Origin of the sequence: Binatus sp. (SeqCode) (genome assembly GCF_050013435.1) — a bacterium.
Classification (GTDB): domain Bacteria; phylum Desulfobacterota; class Binatia; order Binatales; family Binataceae; genus Binatus.
On the sequence record NZ_JBEKFG010000010.1, the window covers coordinates 33,795 to 52,857 of the forward strand.

At 61.8% G+C, this 19,063-nt stretch carries 14 protein-coding genes; all 14 read left to right on the forward strand.

The features are described 5' to 3' along the window. Positions 1–427 precede the first annotated feature (427 nt). The gene (locus tag ABSB13_RS03475; RefSeq protein ID WP_428105536.1) at positions 428–3,355 is read left to right on the forward strand and encodes a polysaccharide biosynthesis/export family protein; all 2,928 of its coding nucleotides are present in this window, start codon (positions 428–430) and stop codon (positions 3,353–3,355) included. 20 nt (positions 3,356–3,375) lie between these two features. Continuing rightward, on the forward strand, positions 3,376–4,113 hold the full coding sequence (locus ABSB13_RS03480; RefSeq protein ID WP_428105537.1) for a lytic transglycosylase domain-containing protein: 738 nt from the start codon (positions 3,376–3,378) through the stop codon (positions 4,111–4,113). Next, positions 4,100–5,776, forward strand: a complete 1,677-nt coding sequence (locus tag ABSB13_RS03485; RefSeq protein WP_428105538.1) for a capsule assembly Wzi family protein — start codon at positions 4,100–4,102, stop codon at positions 5,774–5,776. Before ABSB13_RS03480 ends, ABSB13_RS03485 begins: the two co-directional genes overlap by 14 nt. Before the next feature lie 126 nt (positions 5,777–5,902). Further along, a complete protein-coding gene (locus ABSB13_RS03490; protein ID WP_428105539.1) occupies positions 5,903–6,859 on the forward strand; it encodes a GumC domain-containing protein in 957 nt (318 codons plus the stop codon). A gap of 122 nt (positions 6,860–6,981) precedes the next feature. Further along, complete coding sequence (locus tag ABSB13_RS03495; protein ID WP_428105541.1) at positions 6,982–8,073, forward strand: glycosyltransferase family 4 protein; 1,092 nt, start codon at positions 6,982–6,984, stop codon at positions 8,071–8,073. Positions 8,074–8,099: 26 nt separating this feature from the next. Next, complete coding sequence (locus ABSB13_RS03500; protein WP_428105542.1) at positions 8,100–9,302, forward strand: glycosyltransferase family 4 protein; 1,203 nt, start codon at positions 8,100–8,102, stop codon at positions 9,300–9,302. Positions 9,303–9,476: 174 nt separating this feature from the next. Next, complete coding sequence (locus ABSB13_RS03505) at positions 9,477–10,481, forward strand: methyltransferase domain-containing protein (RefSeq protein ID WP_428105544.1); 1,005 nt, start codon at positions 9,477–9,479, stop codon at positions 10,479–10,481. 692 nt (positions 10,482–11,173) lie between these two features. Next, positions 11,174–12,520, forward strand: a complete 1,347-nt coding sequence (locus ABSB13_RS03510; protein ID WP_428105546.1) for a glycosyltransferase family 4 protein — start codon at positions 11,174–11,176, stop codon at positions 12,518–12,520. Continuing rightward, complete coding sequence (locus tag ABSB13_RS03515) at positions 12,517–13,548, forward strand: glycosyltransferase family 2 protein (RefSeq protein WP_428105548.1); 1,032 nt, start codon at positions 12,517–12,519, stop codon at positions 13,546–13,548. Before ABSB13_RS03510 ends, ABSB13_RS03515 begins: the two co-directional genes overlap by 4 nt. Next, a complete protein-coding gene (locus ABSB13_RS03520; RefSeq protein WP_428105549.1) occupies positions 13,545–14,576 on the forward strand; it encodes a glycosyltransferase family 2 protein in 1,032 nt (343 codons plus the stop codon). Before ABSB13_RS03515 ends, ABSB13_RS03520 begins: the two co-directional genes overlap by 4 nt. Beyond that, positions 14,573–15,592: a glycosyltransferase family 2 protein gene (locus tag ABSB13_RS03525; protein ID WP_428105551.1), complete on the forward strand. Its 1,020-nt coding sequence runs from the start codon at positions 14,573–14,575 to the stop codon at positions 15,590–15,592. The genes ABSB13_RS03520 and ABSB13_RS03525 overlap by 4 nt, the downstream gene beginning before the upstream one ends. A gap of 64 nt (positions 15,593–15,656) precedes the next feature. Then, positions 15,657–16,922, forward strand: a complete 1,266-nt coding sequence (locus ABSB13_RS03530; protein ID WP_428105552.1) for a radical SAM protein — start codon at positions 15,657–15,659, stop codon at positions 16,920–16,922. Next, positions 16,919–17,956: a glycosyltransferase family 2 protein gene (locus ABSB13_RS03535; protein WP_428105553.1), complete on the forward strand. Its 1,038-nt coding sequence runs from the start codon at positions 16,919–16,921 to the stop codon at positions 17,954–17,956. The genes ABSB13_RS03530 and ABSB13_RS03535 overlap by 4 nt, the downstream gene beginning before the upstream one ends. A 366-nt stretch (positions 17,957–18,322) precedes the next feature. Beyond that, entirely contained in the window at positions 18,323–18,943 is a 621-nt protein-coding gene (locus tag ABSB13_RS03540) for an FkbM family methyltransferase (protein WP_428105554.1), read from the forward strand. Positions 18,944–19,063 lie beyond the last annotated feature (120 nt).

Below are 19,063 nucleotides of genomic sequence, written 5' to 3' on the forward strand. Positions count from 1 at the left end.
GACGTTCGTTTCATTAGCGTGTTATAACGTGCCTTCGGAGTACTCGGCAATATTAAACTAACCAGATTCGACTACTGCGGAGTCACGCGGAGGTCGCCGGGTGTGGTTAAGAATCTGGACGGGGGGCAGTCCAGTTTTGGCAAATGATGCCCAAGCCTGATAACGCGGGATGGCGGACGCATGCCCAAACGACACACAGATCAAAGCAGAGCCTGCTCGGCCATAACGAGTTTTGGCCCTTTCATTAGTCGGAAACTTAGCTATCATGACGGGGCTCAGACTCTGGCTGGCACCCGAGGTGGTCGCGTCAACCCTGGGGGGTCATACGATGCGTAGTACTAATAAACAACGAGTTCTAACAACGCTGCGAAGTCTGACCTTTCTGCTCGCGCTGGGTTTCCTATGCCCCTCCGTCGCAAGCGCACAAATGGGTAATTCCGGCGGCGGAGGGCTCGTCGGCACAGCGCTCGGGGGCGCCGGCGGCTTGGCCGGCTCCGGCAGCGCGGCAGGCGCGCAGAATGACGGCACCGACAGCGACTCCTCGCAGGGGGCATCGAGCAACGCGATGAATCGCGGATGCGTCGCGCCGGGTGACCCAAACGCGGTCAACTCCGGCCTGCCGTCGTGCGCAAATTCAGATGACAACAGTGATTCCGATCAGGCTGCCCAAGCCGGCCCGTCTACTCTTTCCGGCGGTTCGTCTCTTTCCGGGGGTCCGTCGGCGATCGGTGGTGGGCAGGGCTTCGGCAGCACGATCAATAAACAATCGATGGCTGCGGTCATCCAGCAGCTTGGAATTTCGTCCGACGAGCTCGGCAGCCTGAAAAGTGAAATGTCGTCGGGCGGTCTCAGCTCTGACGACATGCAGGAGCTATGTCTGCATTTCGCGGCGAAGCAGCTTGGCGCCGGTGACGTTGCCGGTATCGCAAAGTCGCTCGGCCTGGCGTTCACCGACCAGCAGATGTCGCAGCTGAAAAGTTGCACCGGGCTTGCGGGGCCAGGCGGATCGGACGAGGGGCCGTCCGGGGTGCAGATGGGATCGTCGTCGGGGGGAAGTTCGAATCAGCCGGTGTCATCGGTTGAATCGCAATTCCGCTCGCTCGATTCCGCCGCCGCGCTGGCCGCGCCGAGCACGCGCAATCTGCAGCAATTCGGCTACTCGCTGTTTGCCTCGCGCGTTTCGACCTTCGCTCCGCTGGGCAACGTTCCGGTCAGCGACGACTACGTGATCGGTCCCGACGATCAGCTCAAGATGCTGATGTGGGGACGAATCAACAACACGATTAATCTGACCGTCAGCCGCGACGGCGCGGTGAGTATTCCCGAGATTGGTCCGCTGCAAGTGGCGGGCTTGACCTTCGCGCAGGCCAAGAAGCTCATCGAGGATCGCGCCGGACAAATCACCGGCGTCAAAGTCGACGTCACGATGGGCAAGCTCAAGACCATCCAGGTGTTCGTGGTCGGCGAAGTCGCGCAGCCCGGCGCCTACACGGTGAGCGCGTTGTCGCACGTATCGAACGCGCTCGGCGCGGCCGGAGGAATCACCAAAATAGGCAGCCTGCGCAAGGTCGAACTTCGGCGCGGCAATCAGCTCGTCCGCACCATCGATCTTTATAGTTTGCTGCTCGCCGGCAACGAGCAGGGCGACGAGCAGCTGCAGCCCGGCGACGTGATCTTTGTGCCGGTCATCGGGCCGGTGGTTGGAATGGTCGGCGACGTGAAGCGTCCCGCCATCTACGAGCTCGGGAGCTCGGGCGAGGCGCTCAGCTCGGTTATCAAGCTCGGCGGCGGGATCAGCGCGTTCGGCTACTCGCAGCGCGTGCAGGTCGAACGGGTCGCCGAACATCAGAAGCGAATCGCGCTCGACGTTGATTTGAACGACATCCGCTCGCAGCACTTCGACATCCGCGACGGCGATCTGATCAAGATTTACCCGGTGCTGCCTGCGCAGCAGGACGTGGTGATTGTACGCGGCAGCGTCAATCGGCCGGGCAAGTTCGAATGGCATCAGGGAATGCGGGTCGCCGATCTGGTGGGACTCGCCGAAGGCGTCGCGCCGCATACTTTTTTCAAGTACGCGCTGATTCGCCGCAAAGAGGGCAAGGCCAAGACCGTGCGGCTGGTGCCGGTCGATCTCGGCGAAGCGCTGTCGGCCAATATCGGCGAGCCGCAGAACCTCATGCTCAACCAGGAAGACGAGTTGACCGTGTTCAGCGAATCGCAAATGAAGTATCTGCCGACCGTGCAGGTCTTCGGCGAGGTGCGCAATCCCGGCTACTACGTGATGAGCGAGGGCATGCACGTGAGCGACCTGCTTTACCTGGCGGGCGGCCTCAAGGACGACGCCTATCAGCAAGCGGCCGAACTCGCGCGCACCCAGGTGGTCAACGGCAGCCGCACCAGCCACACCTTCATGGATATCGATCTGCGCTCGGCCATGTCCGGCACGGACGAGCATAATCCGGTGCTCGAAGCGAACGATCAGCTGTTCGTGCGGCGCGCGTCGGACTGGCATCTGCCATGGGTAGTGATGGTTCGCGGAATGGTCGCGCGGCCCGGGCCGTACACGATTCATGATGGCGAAAGAATCGCGTCGGTACTCGAGCGCTCGGGCGGACTGCTGCCGGACGCCTATCTGCCCGCCACCGTGCTGATTCGACAGTCGATCAGACAGCTTCAGCAACAGCGCCTTGACGAGGCGCGCGCACGATTGCAGCAGTCGATCGTACGGATTCAGATGAATCCGGGTACGATTAGCCAGATAAGCCAGGCTACCGGCAACATGGCAGCAGCGCAGAATCCCGCCACCAGTCCGACCACGCTCAACGCGCTCGAGCAGGTGCTGACGGAAACCGAAGGCCAGCAAGCCCAGGGCCGCCTCGTCGTCCATATGCATCCGCTCAACGAGCTGGCCAATTCGCCGGATAACGTGGTGTTGGTCGATCAGGACCAGCTGACGATTCCGCGCCGTCCGGCGGCGGTGAATGTGCTCGGCCAGGTGTACAGTCCCAACGCGATCGTATATCGGCCGGGGCAGACCACGCGCGAATATCTCAATCAGGCGGGCGGCCCCAACGAAGGCGCCGACCCCGACCACATCATGGTTATCAAGGCCGACGGCTCGGTGATGACCGAAGATGGAATCAAAGCGAGCAAGCAATCCACGATGTTCCCGCTGTTGCCGGTGATATCGGGCGGCCTGATGACGGCGCGGCTCGACCCCGGCGATACGGTGTACGTTCCTGAGAAACTGATCTACGAGAACAAGATGGCGGAGACAGCGACGGTTACTCAGATCATTGCAAATACCGTGTCGTCGCTGGCCGTGATAGGAATATTGGCCGCGAGTCTGTAGGAGTCTGCCAGATACAACCGGTGGGGGTTCGGAAAACAATCGTCGCGGCCGCGCTGTCGCTCGCAATAATGGGCGCGACTGCGGCACAGGCGCAGCCGGGCCCGGCGGACGGGCGCTCGCGCGCGGACAATGATCGTTTGTTCCACGCCGCGGCCGAGCTCTACAGCCTCGATCCCGCGCTGCTGGCCGCGATTGCGAGCGTCGAGTCGGGCGGCAATTCAAATGCGGTCTCGCCCAAAGGCGCCCAGGGCCTGATGCAGCTGATGCCGGCGACGGCGAATCGCTTTGGGGTGCTTGACCCGTTCGATCCGGTCAGCAACACGCTCGGCGCCGTGCGGTTTATCAGTTATCTGCGCCAGTATCGCAACGACGGCGGCGCGGGGGCGACTTTGAGCCTGCCCGAGATGCTCGCGGCCTACAACGCGGGCGAGGGCGCAGTCGACAAGTACGGCGGAATCCCGCCCTATCCGGAGACCCAGCACTATGTGCGCAAGGTGCTGGTCGCGTATCTGTTCGGCGACAGCCGAAGCCCGCTCGCCGCACGCTTGGGCGCAGGCACGGCACCAGCAATCGATCCGGCGCCGCGACACATTGGTCCCAGGCGGGCAGTCGGCCATGCGCAGCCGGTCCTGATGCACCAGAAAAATCCGCCGGCAGATTTGATCGACCGGCTCACCGAGATCCAGCACCTGCGACAACTCGAGCTGGACCGTCAACAGACCGCCAGCCGCATCGGTGAACCTGATGGCCCTCGTTAGCACCGCACGATCCGCGCACCGCACAAACTTCGCGCTCATGCTGGCGGCGCTCGCGATCGCGTGGTTCGCCCGCCCGGCATTCGCTTCGACATACGCGGCTTACGTTCCGCTCGACAGCTCGATCTACGACGAGCTCGATACGTTGAACGATCTCGGATTCGCGGACAGCTACATTTCGGAAATCCAGCCCATCACGCGCGTCGAGGCCGCGCGCATCGCGGTCGAAGCCGAGTCCAAGCTGTCCGAAATGCAGGATCAGAGCGAACTCGCACGCAGTTGCATCAACGCACTGCGGCTCCAGTTGCCCGACGAAGTGCAATGGATCGAGCAGGACCACGAAGACAACCTGCCCACGATGTTCCATCCGGTCGAGCGCGTCGAGGGCCAGTACGTTATGTCGCAGGGCAAGCGCGATCAGATCGAGACCGGCAAGAGTGGACTCGACTACCAGGAAGGAACCCCGCTGCTGCCGAACAACGACAACCTCCCAACCAGCCAGGGGAGCAATGAAGTACTGCGGTGGTCGGGATGGACCGGGATTGGCGGCTTCATCACCGGCTACGGCGAAGGCGCGCTGGCGGGTCCGCTGAGCGACAGTCCGAGCCAGGCAAGCCGGGCGCAACTGTTGACGGGTGCGGTCGTGGTGAGTCTCGGCAACACGGCTATCTCCTTCGGGCAGGAGGAGATGTCATGGGGGGTCGGGCACTACAACCAACTTTCGCAGTCCAATAACGCTGCTCCGTTCCCGGCCTTGCGCATCCAGAATATTCATCCGGGCCATCTGCCCGGCATTCTGCGTTACCTGGGGCTGTATCGGTATCAGGCGTTCCTGGGTCAGCTCAACGCGGATCGAACGTTCGCGCGGCCGTGGCTCTCCGGCCAGGTGATTACCTTCAAAACACTGCCGTACCTGGAATGGGGCCTCGATCACGTGATCATGTTCGGGGGCAGCGGCAACGACAATTACAGTCCGCTGCAATTCGTCGGTGACCTGACCGGTCTTTCGACGGGAAATTCAGCGGGTGCCAACACCAACACGCGCTTCGGTGTCTTCGCCAAGGTGCGCATCCCGCAGTTGCGCAATACGCAGATTTATGGCGAGGAACTGGCCGAAGACTTTTTCCTGCCGTTCGGCAAGAGCATCGACTTCAAGCTCCCGTTCAAGGGACCGTCGTACGTTGCCGGAATCTATGTTCCGCAGGTCACGCTCGACGGGCGCACCACGGCGCGATTCGAATACACACTGACCGACAAAGAGTATTCGGTCCACAACGACTCGCTGTACTGGTCTTACCAGAACGCCCTGATGGGCAGTTCGCTGGGGCCGGGCGCGTGGCAGGTCGATTTCGAGATCGATCGATGGCTCAATTTCCAGTCGCGCATCGGCGTGGACGCTTTCTATACTCGTCGTGCGGCCGACATCGCGGCGGCGACCTTCGATCCGCTTGGACGTAATACCGAGACTGGTTACGGCGTCGCTTTTGACTTGCTCCACCTGCCACTGGAAATCAACCCGCTGGCGAATTCGCTCGGCGAGATGAAGGCGCGGGCGGGAATCGAATACGTGAGCGATATCAACTATTCCAACGAGAGCTCTATCCGCGCCCTTTTCCAGCTCAGTTTCGCGTTAACGCCCTCCTGGGGCGGCCTGGTCTGGCGCTAAACAGAAACGTCAGTCTCCGGCAAATTTATGGATCCTTCGGGAATCAACAGGCATTCGACTTCGTCCGCGGGCGCATCCGCTTCCGCTGCCGGCGCGCCCCGTGATCTCACCGAGGCGCAATATGCGATGCTGGAGCTGCTCCATTACGGCGGCCTGCTGCGTGCGCGATGGATCCTGATTGTAACCCTGACCATCGGCATCGGTCTGGGCTACGGCTTGTACATAAAATACATGACCGTGAAGTGGTATCGCGCGCAGGCCATCGTCACTCCGGTGCAGCCCGAAGAGGGTCTCTCAATGGGGACAGGAACCACCGGTGACATGGTTGATGGATTGGGAGGGGGAATCGCCTCGCTGCTCGGCGGCGGCGCCTCCGACACGATAATGCTGGCCGAGCGCTATACGGCGATCATGAACAGCTATGCGTTCACGACCGACCTGGTCAATAAGTATCATCTCGAGCACACCATCATCGGCGTCCAAAGCAAGAGTGCTCCGACCGTGACGAAGTGGTCGATCCATATGAAGATTGCGGATCGATTCAGCACCGAATACGACTTCAAGAGCGGCAACCTGACCCTGTACTTCCTGGATCCGTCGCCTGCCGAAGCGCAGCGCGTGCTCGGATTTTACCTCGACAGCCTGCGCGACAAGCTGCGCAACGAGGAAGTGCAAGCGGGAGCCAGCGCGGCCGCTTCGCTGGAGGAGGAGGTCCGCAAAACTTCCGACGCGCTTTTGCAGACTCAACTCTACGAGCTGATGGCGCGGCAGATTCAGCGCGAGAAACTCGCGCAGGTGCAATCCGACTTCGCGTTCAAGGTCATCGAACCTCCGGTCGTGCCCGACAATTATTACTCGCCCCAGGCGCGCCAGAAGGCGACGCTGGCCGCCTCGATCACCTTCGCGCTCATCTGCACATGGATTCTCGGGTCGGATTTCATCCGCCGCGCCAAAGCGCAGCTCGAAGGCCTGAATCAAGTGACCGACGAGCCCGCATCGACGCTTGACGACCCGTCGCCTCGCCCCGACGATAGCGAGACATTGCATCCCCGCTTTGTCCGCAATCTTCGCCCCAAGGTTTGACGCCGCATCGCGGCTCACGATCGGTTCGCGGCCCCGCGGGATTTCCTCCTACTTTAGTTGACAACTTCAGGCGGACGCATCCAACTCGCAATGCCGCCAGCTATGCACTCGGCACGCATTCGATGATTCTGGGCGTTTTCACAGGTCTCACCGAGCACGGCGGTATCCAGCGTTATGGACGCCACGCCGCCGCGGTTATCGCGACGTTGGCGCGCAGCCGCGGCGAGGATTATCGGTTCATGGGCCTGAACGACTCCGTGGGCCAGCATGAAATCGAGGCCGCCGGCGCCAGCTTTCCCGTCACCGGATTTGCGCGCAACAAGCTCGCGATGACTCGCGCCGTGATGGCGCGCGCGCGCGGGGTTTGGCTCGCTTATTTCAATCATCCGAATCTGGCGCCGCTGGGACTGGTGATACGCGCGCTCAATCCGGCGGCGCGCTACATCGTCAGCACCCATGGCACGGAGGTCTGGGAGCCGCTGCCGCGCGTGCGCGCCCTTGGGCTTAGATGCGCGGATCGGGTCACAGCGACGGCAGAGTTCAACGCGGCCAAGGTGGTGGCGCTCCAGCGTGTCGGGCGGGAAAGGATCGCGATCGTCCCGTGCGCCCTCGACCCGGAATTCGCGCCTCCGAAAGGCGTCGCGTCACCGCGGCCGCATCCGGGCGAGCCGCCCATTGTGCTGACCGTGTCGCGCCTGATGAGCGCCGAGCACGGCGAATACAAGGGCATCGACACGGTGATCGAGGCGCTCCCCGAGGTCCTGGCGGCGTTTCCCGGCGTTCGCTACGTGGTAGTCGGCGACGGCGATGATCGTCCCCGTCTCGAGCAGCTCGCGCACCGCTGCGGAGTGGATCAGCACGTGACATTCGCCGGCTCGGTGGACGCCGCCGCGCTGCGCGCATTCTACGCGGCGTGCGAAATTTTCGTGATGCCAAGCAGGACGGAAGGCTTCGGCATCGTCTTCCTGGAAGCGATGGCGCTCGGAATCCCGGTGGTCGGCGGCAATCATGGTGGAACGCCCGAAGTCTGGGCGGACGGAACGGCGGGTTTCCTGGTTGACCACGGCGACGCCCACGCGCTGGCCGGCCGCTTGAGGCTTTTGCTGGGCGATGCCGATCTGCGGGCGCGGATGGGCGCCGCGGGACGCGCGCTGGTCGCGACCAACTTCAGCTTCGATCGCTTCCGGCAGAACTTCGGGGCGCTGCTGGTCTGATGCCGCGCGGCCGGCGGCATCCCGCGATGAAAGCGCCGTACCGCGTTGCGTGCCTGGTCAGCCATCCGATCCAGTACCAGGCGCCGCTGTTCCGCTATCTGGCGGCGCGTCCGGGCATTGAACTGACGGTTTTTTTCCTGAGCGATTTCTCGATCCGCGCCTATCGCGATTCGGGCTTTGGCGTGAGCGTGAAATGGGATGTGCCGCTGCTCGACGGCTACCGCCACGATTTTCTGCCGCATCTGGGTTCGGGAAGCGGACTTTCCTTCTGGCGGCCGTGGACGTTCGGGATGCGCACGCGGCTTCGACGCGGGCGATTCGACGCGTTGTGGGTCCACGGCTACGCGCATCGCGGATGTATCGCGGGAATCGCGGCGGCGAAGTCCCTGGGCATCCCGGTAATGCTGCGCGGCGAGTCCAATCTGCTCAGCGAGACCGATGACGCGCTGAAGCTGCGCCTCAAGCGTATCGCGATGCCGGCGCTGCTGCGGACGATTGACGCGTGGCTGGCGATCGGGCGCCTCAATCGCGAATACTATCTTCATTACGGCGTCGAAGCCGGCCGAATTTTTTCGATGCCTTACGCGGTGGACAACGAATTTTTTCGCGCCGCGGCGGATCAAGCGCGGCCGCGCCGCGAACGGCTGCGCGCCGAGCTTGGATTGCATCCGGGGCGCGCGGTGATTCTGTTCGCTTCGAAGATGCAGCCGCACAAGCGCGCCGGCGACCTGCTCGAGGCATACGCGCGAATGTCGCCCGACGGAGCCGCCGAGCCCGCGGCCTGCCTGGTCTTCGCCGGCGACGGCGAGGAGCGAGCCAAGCTCGAACGCCGCGCGCGCGCGCTGAAGTGGAACTCGATCCGCTTCATCGGCTTCAGGAACCAATCCGAACTTCCCGCCTTGTACGATCTATCCGACGTATTCGTGCTGCCCTCCGAGCACGAGCCGTGGGGGCTGGTGATCAACGAAGTAATGAACGCGGGCACGCCGGTCGTCGTGAGCGATCGCGTCGGCGCGGGGCCGGATTTGGTCGAGGACGGCGTCAATGGATTCGTGTATCCGGCGCGCGACGTCGCGGCGCTCGCAAATCGGCTGCATCGGATGATCGACAACCCCGAGGATCGCGCCGCGATGGGCGCGCGCGCTCTCGAAAAAGTTGCGCATCTTGGCTTCGACGCGGACCGAGACGGCTTGCTGTCCGCGCTCGATTCGATTGTCGGGAAGGGGTGACCCCTTCACCCAGTGTTAAGGCCGCGCTCCGTTGTCGCGCGCGGCCCCTGCCAACGGCTAAATGCTGCGCTGCCGTCGCCACGAGCAGGTCTGAGCCCTGCCAGGACCGGGTAAGGGGAGCAGTGGTGGGATTGTCGGAGCGATGAAGGACGCTGTTAGAGTTTCCCGGATGCCATGATTCGCGGCCGGACCAAATGCCCGCTCGATCCGTTCCTGGTCGCGAATCTGGTCTGCCCGCGCGATCACATCGACCTCGACGCGGCCGGCGACGTGCTCGCTTGCGCCCAGCAGCATCGCTATCGCGTGGTTGGCGATATCCCGGTGATGTTGCTGGACGACGTGCCGCAGACGCTCGGCGTCGCATCCGATTCGCTGCGCGCCGTCAGCGACGATGCTGAACCGCCAACCGCATCAGCTGCGCCGCCGCCGGCTATCGGGGTTGACCCTTACGTGCAGAGCGCGATCGCCGCGACGGGAGGATATTTGTACGCGGGGCTAATCGGATCGCTCACCGAGTATCCAATCCCCGAGATGCGCCTGCCGCGCGCCACCGGACCCGGCCAGTACCTCCTGGATATCGGATCGAACTGGGGCCGCTGGTGTATCGCGGCGTCGCGACTCGGTTACGAACCGGTTGGAATTGATCCCGGTCTCGCGTCGCTTCAGGCAGCTTCACGAGTCGCCAGGCAACTCGGCGCAAAGGTGCGCTTCGTCGTAGGCGACGCGCGCTATCTGCCGTTTCACGATTCAGTTTTCAGCGTCGCGTTTTCGTACAGCGTATTGCAGCACTTCGCAAAGCCGGACGCCGTGCGCGCATTCGGCGAGGCCGGCCGCGTGCTGATGCCGGGCGGGCGCGCGTTGATCCAGATGGCGAATGTTTACGGCTTGCGCTGCCTCTACCATCAGGCGCGACGCCGCTTTCGCGAACCCGCCGGGTTCCAGGTTCGCTATTGGACACCGCGCGAACTGCGCCTGGCCGCATCGCGGGCGATCGGGCCGGCTACGATTTCAGTCGATGGCTACTTCAGCCTCAATCCGCAGCATTCCGACCTGCGCATCCTGCCTGCGCGATATCGCCTGATCGTGCGTGCGTCCGATGCGTTGCGCGCCGCCAGCGAGCGTGTGCCGGCGATGCTCCAGTTTGCCGACAGTATCTACCTGAGCGCTTTGAGGCCGTGAAAGGAGAAATTAATTAAATGCGGAACCCACCATGGGTTCCGCACCTCCTTGGGCAGGGCTGAGCCCTGCACCGCAGTGAGAAGACGTGAGAATCTGCGCAGCGCATCTTTTCGCGACTACGCAATGGAAGAACGGCAGGCGTGCGGGCTTCGCCCTGTTAGAAGAGGTTAAGGGGAAGCTTGGTTGCTCTTTTTTTGTGTCATTCTAGAGCGAAGCGAAGAATCCCGGATCCGGGTTCCTTCGCTACGCTCAGGATGACGGAAAAGAGAAATGGGAGAGGAATTTGGAATTTGGACCCGCACCCGACGCTCGACGACTCGCGTCGGCCTCGCCCTGTCAGGGCGGTGCCACGGGCACGCGGCAAAGGAAAAGATCCGGGATTCTTCGCTGCGCAGACTCCGCTCTGAATGACAGAAAAGGAAGGAACCGGGATTCTTCGCTTCGCAGACTCCGCTCTAGAATGACAGAAAAGGAAGGATCCGGAATTCTTCGCTACGCAGACTCCGCTCTGAATGACAGAAAAGGAAAGATCCGGGATTCTTCGCTTCGCAGACTCCGCTCTGAATGACAGAAAAGGAAGGAACCGGGATTCTTCCCCTTCGGCAGCGCTCAGGGCTTCGGCTCAATCACAGCGACTTTCGCTCTAGAATGACACGGGCTGCCGTTCGCTTTTTTCCGTTATCGTGAGCGCAATGAAAACTTTGCACCTTCCGTTCTGCTTCTACCCTGATCCGGTTGGTGGCACCGAGATATACGTCGAATCGCTGGCTACGTGCCTGCGTAAGCTGAACGTTGAGGCGGAAATCGCGGTTCCGGCGCCTGATCAGCGTTCATATCGATACAATGACCTGACGGTGCATCGATTCGCGACCGGTACTCCGAGCTTGGCCGATTTATATGGCCTTGGGGATCCGGTTGCGGCACAGTCGTTTGCAAAGGTCCTTGAGTCTTGCGCACCCGATGTCGTACACCTGCATTCCTGGACCGCCGGGGTGTCAATCCGGGTATTGCGCATCGCCAAAGCCGCGGGTATCCCGGTCGTGTTCACCTATCATACGCCCACTGTCAGTTGCGTCCGCGGAACCCTGTTGCGCTGGGGAATCGAGCAATGCGATGGCGACCTGGAGTCATCGCCATGCGCCGCTTGCATGCTTCACGGCAAAGGACTTAGCCGCCCACTCAGCATTGCATTAGCCAGTCTGCCGGTCGCGATAGGCGAACGGATCGGCAAGCTCGGGCTGGAAGGAAGACTGATGACGGCGGTGCGCGCGTCGGAACTTATACATCTGCGCAAAGACGCGCTAACGGGTCTGTTCGACGAAGCTGACGCATTAGTCGCGGTGTGCAACTGGGTTTACGATTTGATGCTGCGAAATGGCGTGGACAAGTCGAAGCTGACAATCTCGCATCATGCATTGCGCAACTCGCCGCAACTGAACTATCCAGGCGAACCGCGAAGGGCTGGTGACGATATCCGCATTGCCTTCCTGGGCAGGCTGGCGCGCGAGAAGGGTATCGATATTCTGCTCGCGGCGATGCGGCGAATCAGCAGCCCCCGGCTCAAGCTCGATATATTCGGCATCGCAAATGACAGCGAAGCGCAGTCCGTCAAGCAAACAGTGGTGGACGCAGCCGATCAGCGCATCCGGCTGCTCCCGCCCTTTGCCAACGTGAATGCGATATCCGAACTTCGCGGATACGATTGTCTCGCCGTCCCCTCGCAATGGTTGGAGACCGGTCCGCTGGTAGTGCTGGAGGCATTCGCCGCGGGTATTCCGGTCATTGGTTCCAACCTGGGTGGAATCGCGGAACTTGTGGAGCACGAGAAAAACGGGTTGCTGGTCGAGCCTGCTTCAATCGAGGCCTGGGTCGCGGCGTTGAATCGATTGCTAACGGAACCCGGGCTGCTGCCCCGGCTTCGACTTGGGATCCCGAAGAGTCGAACGATGGAGCAAGTCGCCGGCGAGATGTTAACCGTGTACCGCAAGCTCGCGCCCACGGTTGCGCCGTTGGCCAGCCTGGAGAATCGCCCGCAATGAAAGTGTCGGTCGTGATTCCCACCTATAACGACGAAGGCACGATTGCGGCCACGGTGGAGAGCGCGCTGGCGCAGCGGTTCGACGGAGCGTTCGAGGTGATCGTCGTCAATGACGGATCGACCGACGGCACGCGCGGGATACTGGCAAAATTCGGCGATCGGATCCGGGTGATCGATCAAAAGAACTCGGGCGTGTCGGCGGCGCGCAACGCCGGTATCAGAGCGGCGTCGGGCGAATATATCGCGCTGCTGGACGGCGACGATGCCTTTACCGAGGACAAGCTTCAGAAGACGGTGCCGGTGCTCGATGAAAATCCGGCGTGCGTGGCGGTGGCTTCGAACGTGATCGGGGTGGACGGCGCGGGCAGGGTCGTTTCGTACCCGGTTACGCCGGAATTCCGGCATTCACCGACGCTCGACGAGATGCTCGATCGGCTGTGGGCGTACCTGCCCAGCGCGTGCGTCATCCGGCGCGAGACGCTGGTGGCGATCGGCGGCTTTTCGGAAGAATTCAAACCGGAACATTACGCCTGCGAGGACACTTTCATTATGCTGCTGGTGCGCGAGCGCGGTGAAATTCGGTACGTGCCCGAGACGCTGGTCCGGTACCGTTACCGGGAATTTCGCGAACATCTCGCCAACCGGCTGCGCAGCCGGCGCCTCGAGATCGATTCAGCGCAGGCATTTCGCGAGTTCGAGCGCCGCTACGAGGCAAACCTCATCCTTGCGCGATTGACGCTGGAGCATTTCGGCGCTCGCGGCCGTAAACTTGCAGCCTTGGCGATCGATAGCGTCGCACGCGAACTGATCGGAGTCGGGTTGATGGCGATGTACGAGGGCGATCGCACGCTTGCCCGGCGATGCTACCGCGCGTCGATTCGCTATAATCCGCGGATGCTGAAGACCTATTTCCGGCTGGGGTGGGCGATGCTGCCCGCCAAAGTTGCGGAAATGCTGTCGCCGATGCTTCCGCATGGGTTGCGGCGCAGCCTGTCAGGCCCGCCGGTTTTCGAGGAACGCCCGCAATGAAAGTGTCGGTCGTGATTCCCACCTATAACGACGAAGGCACGATTGCGGCCACGGTGCATAGCGCGCTGGCGCAGAAGTTCGAGGGCGGGTTCGAGGTGATCGTCGTCAACGACGGCTCGACCGACGGCACGCGCGGGATACTGGCAAAATTCGGCGATCGGATCCGGATGATCGATCAAGAGAACCTGGGGGTGTCGGCGGCGCGCAACGCCGGTATCAGAGCGGCGTCGGGCGAATACATCGCGCCCTTGGACGGCGACGATACGTGGACGGAGGACAAGCTTCAGAAGACGGTGCCGGTGCTCGACAAAAATCCGGCGTGCGTGGCGGTGTATTCGAACGTGATCGTGCTGGACGGCGCGGGCAGCGAACTTTGGTGCTGTGTTCCACCCGAATTCCAGCATTCGCCGACGCTCGACGAGATGCTCGATCGGGTGTGGGTGTATCTGCCCAGCGCGACCGTCATCCGGCGGGATACGCTGCTGGCGATCGGCGGATACTCGGAGGAATTCGCGGCGGGACATTACGGCTTCGAGGACACTTTCATTATGCTGCTGGTGCGCGAGCGCGGCGGAATCATGTTCCTGCCTGAGACGCTGGCGCGGCGCCCGTTCAGGGAATTCGCCACAAAGTACGCCAACCGGCTGCGCAGCCGGCGCTTCGAGATCGATTCGGCGGAAGCATTCAGCGAGTTCGAGCGCCGATTCGAGGGGAGCACTGTCTTTGCACGACTGGTGCGCGAGCACTTCGGCGCTCGCGGCCGCAAAATTGCAAAGTCGGCGGTCCATGGCGCCGCGAGCGAGTTGGTCGGAGTCGGGTTGATGGCGATGCACGACGGCAATCGCGGGTTCGCGGGGCGATGCTACCGCGCATCGATTCGCTACAGACCGCTGATGTTGAAGACCTATTGCCGGCTGGGATGGGCCATGCTTCCCGGCAAAGTTGCGCAGCGCCTCTCCCCGATGCTTTCGCCGGGGCTGCGGCGCAGCCTGACAGGTCCTCCGGTTTTGGAAGAACGTCCGCAATGAAAGTGTCGGTCGTAATTCCCACCTATAACAACGAAGGCACAATTGCGGCCGCAGTGGAGAGCGCGCTGGCGCAGAAGTTCGAGGGCGGGTTCGAGGTGATCGTCGTCAACGACGGATCGACCGACGGCACCGCCGAGGTCCTGCGCGGCTTCGGCGATCGCATCAAGGTGGTCGCGCAGCCCAATCGCGGGTGCGCAGCCGCAAGAAACGCCGCGGTGCGAAACTCAGCAGGAAAATACCTGGCGTTCCTCGATGCCGACGACGAATGGCTGCCGGAAAAGCTCGCGAAGACCGTATCGACGCTCGAGGGCGACTCAAATTGCGGGCTGGCCTATTCGGACGCCGCGCTGGTGGATTCGCGCGGCGTGCCCAGGAATCATTCGTATATTGCCGCGGGGTATTCCCGCGAGCCTTCATTGGACGACCTGCTGCGTGAGTGGTGGTGGATCCTGCCGAGCACAGCAGTGATGCGCCACTCGATCTACGATCGCTGTGGCGGTTTTGCCGAAGAATTCGGGCCGCGCGACTACGGCGGCTCCGACGTCCTGATGTGGATACGGGCGCGAGACCGCGCGCCCTTCCACTTCATTCGCGAGCAGCTCGTCCGCTATCAGCTAGCCGATCCCGTGGCCCATCTCGCGAAGCGGATTCCAAACTTCCCTGGAGGACCGAACGACGGCGGACCAGACATCCGCGCTCGGTCGCTGGTCCATGGAGAGGAGATTCTTATTCGCCTGGTCCGCCGCGAGTATGGCCGCAGAGCGCGAGGCCTCATTAGCAATCACCGCACAAAACAGGCCGAGATGCTGACCGTCGCGGGGATGCTGGCGATCAATCAGGGCAACGCGCGCTTTGCGCGCGACTGCTACCTCGAAGCGCTGAAGCGGCGACCGCTCCAGTTGAAGCTGCCGTTTCGACTGGCGTGGACCTTGGTCCCGTCCTCGCTCGCCCGTCCGATCGCAGCGGTGCTGCCGCGGAGGATTGCGCGCGCTCTGTGCGGTCCTCCAGCGATTTGAGCGCGGTGTTATCCGCCACCGCCAGGTTGGTGGCACTTAGCAGCCTACTTGTGGATCAAACACGTTGAATCATTCAAACCGTTCAAACCCTGGTGGCTACCAAGCGGCAAATATGAGCAGGCAAATGGCTGGAGGCACGCTTGGGCCGGACGTTCCTAAACCCTTGCCTAAAGCCTTGCCTAAAATCGTGCAGAAGGCTGCGGAATACAATCTAACGGAACACTGCAACCTGAGATGCGCAGGTTGCAGTCATAGCTCGGAGCTTTTGCCGAAGAAATTTGCCGAGGTGAAGGAATTTCAACGCGACTTAGCCGTGCTTTCGCAGGTGCTGCATCTTAATGAGTTGAGACTCTTAGGGGGCGAGCCCTTGTTGCACCCCGATTTGCTGGAGTATCTGCGATGTGCGCGCGCGAGCGGGCTTGCAGAAGAGATAACCTTGAGCACCAACGGCCTGCTCCTGCATCGCTGCGATCCGGCGACATTTGAGCTGATTGATCGGTTGCGGGTCAGCCTTTACCCCGGTGTCAGGCTCCGAGTTGAAGAGCGTGAGCTCGAATCCTTATCGAGAAGATATAACTTTAAGCTGGAGCTTAAAAGAGTTGACAGCTTCAGAGTTACCACGCTCAACAGCCGCCATCGGGATGCCAGCTTGGTGCGGCGAATCTTCAGGCAGTGCGCCTTGGCGCATGACTGGAGCTGCCACACAGTTCATCAAGGTTACTACTTCAAATGTTCGCCGGCTCCTTTTCTGCAAGGCCGAATGGCGCTCAGAGGTGAGTCGGTCCTGAACCGCGATTTAGACGGGGTGAGGATTCATGACAACCCGCGACTCAGAGAAGAGTTGGAAGCCTACTTGCGCGACGAGGAACCGCTCGAGGCGTGTTACTATTGTCTCGGCTCGTCCGGACGCAGGTTTCCTCATCGACAGTTGAATAGCAAAAAATTGCGCGAAGAGATTGACCGGAGCGGGAAACTGCGCGACCCACCGGCAGACCCGCAGCGGCACGTCAGAGGATACCATGCGTGGGCGCGGCTGATGCACGAGCGATTCGGCGCTCGCGCCCGCAGCCTTGCGGACTATGCAATCGATTCGATAGCGCACGAGCAAGTGGCCATGGGAATGATGGCGATGCATGAAGGCGATCGCAGGTTCGCGCGGCGATGTTACCTGAGCTCGCTCCGCAACCGGCCGTTGAAGCTGAAGACCTACGTTAGGCTGGCGTGGGCGACTGTGCCGGCGAGCGTCACGCAAATGCTGTCACCGATGCTCGCGCCGGGGCTGCGGCGCAGCCTGTCAGGTCCGCCGTTTTTGGAAGAACGTCCGCAATGAAAGTGTCGGTCGTGATTCCCACCTATAACAACGAAGGCACAATTGCGGCCACGGTGGAGAGCGCGCTGGCGCAGCGGTTCGAGGCCAAGTTCGAGGTGATCGTCGTCAACGATGGATCGACCGACAGCACGCGCGGGATACTGGCAAAATTCGGCGATCGGATCCGCGTGATCGATCAAAAGAACTCGGGCGTGTCGGCGGCGCGCAACGCCGGCATCAGAGCGGCGTCGGGCGAATATATCGCGCTGCTGGACGGCGACGATACGTGGAATGAAGACAAGCTTCAGAAGACGGCGCCGGTGCTCGATGAAAATCCGGCGTGCGCGGCGGTATTCTCGGATGTGATGCAGGTGGACGGCGCGGGCAAGGAATATGGAACCTGGGTTTCACCCGAATTCCAGCATTCGCCGACGCTCGACGAGATGCTTGAGTGGCCGTGGCCGAACCTGCCCAGCGCGACCGTCATACGGCGGGAGACGATCATGGCGATCGGCGGTTTCTCGGAGGAATTCGGCCGTCGCGGATACGGCGGCGAAGACACGTTCGCGGCCCTGCTGGTGCGGGAGCGGGGCGAAATTCACTTCGTGCCGGATAAACTGGTGCGCTACCGGCTTTCGGACTTTAACGGGAATTTGGCCAAGCGGATCCGCTCGCGCGACAGCAACCAAAGCGGGATCGATCAGTTCGAAGAGCCGGAGCGGCTGAGCGACGGGCTTTTGATTTTTGCACGACTGGTGCGCGAGCATTTCGGCGCTCGCGGCCGCAAACTTGCAGAATGGGCGATCGATAAGCTCGCGAACGAGCTGATCGCAGTCGGGATGACGGCGATGCACGAGGGCGATCGCACGCTTGCGCGGCGATGCTATCGCGCGTCGCTTCGCTACAGACCGCTGATGTTGAAGACTTATTTCCGGCTCGGGTGGGCCATGCTTCCCGCCAAAGTTGCGGGAATGCTGTCCCCGATGCTTCCGCCGCGGCTGCGGCGCAGCCTGTCAGGTCCGCCGTTCCATGGCTTGCCGGATCGCCCGCAATGAATCGGAAATCATGAACATCCTGGAACGAGCCAGCGCTGCGCCTGAGATCAGAAACGGCGCATGGCTAACTCGACGCAGATGGGTCGATAAGTCGATATCAAGAGGAACGCGCTGATGCCGCTTGCAGGGCGCATGCTTCGAGCAGTGCGATTGCACCGACCGGCGCTCTGGTGTTACTGGAGGTGCCGCCATGCAGGCGAGTATCTGCAGAGCCTGGGCGTAGCACGCGGGCTGATCGCTATGTTTGTACTGCGCACCCGTCCGGGAGCGTCCGGTCGCACGCTGGGACTACTGATTCCGGGTTCTCGAAGACCATTTTTCCTGCGAGGCGGAACCGCCGATGTCAGGGTGTTCCGGCAGATTTTTATGGAACGGCAATACGATGTGGAGGTCTCGCCCGAGCCGCGCCTCATAATCGATGCAGGCGCCCATATTGGGTGCGCGAGCGTGTTCTTTGCTTGCAGGTACCCGCAGGCCACCATCCTGGCAATAGAACCAGAGGCGGCCAACTTCGAGATGCTGCGCAGGAATGCCGCCCCTTACCGCAACATCGTGCCGATCCGCGCGGCCATATGGGGACGGCCTGACGTTCTTGCAATCGCAAATCCAAGCGATGAATCGTGGCGATTTCAGACTCGGCAAGCAACGGCAGCCGAGGTCGATACCGTGGTCGGGATCACGATTGAGGAGCTGCTAAGATGGACGGGCGCACCCTTGATCGACATACTCAAGATCGACATCGAAGGGGCTGAAAAACAGCTGTTCTCCGCCCCGTGTGATCGTTGGCTCGGCCGGGTATGTGCGATGTTCGTCGAACTGCACGACCGTTTTGAGCCTGATTGCGGGGAGGCCCTTCGGCGGGCCACGGCGCCCTACGGTTTCGTCGAATCGCAGCGGGGCGAAGACGTTATCCTGCGGCGCGACTGTACGATGGAGATCAACCGCCATCTCGAAGGGAGAGGCAATGTTTGGGACGCCCCCATTTGATCCTCACCGACCATCGCCTCGCATACTACTATCGCCAGAACCTCATGATGTTTGCCTCCGACGAAGGCGCGGTAGCGCATCCGCCTTGGCGGCGTACTCCGGGGCGCTTGAAACCCTCGG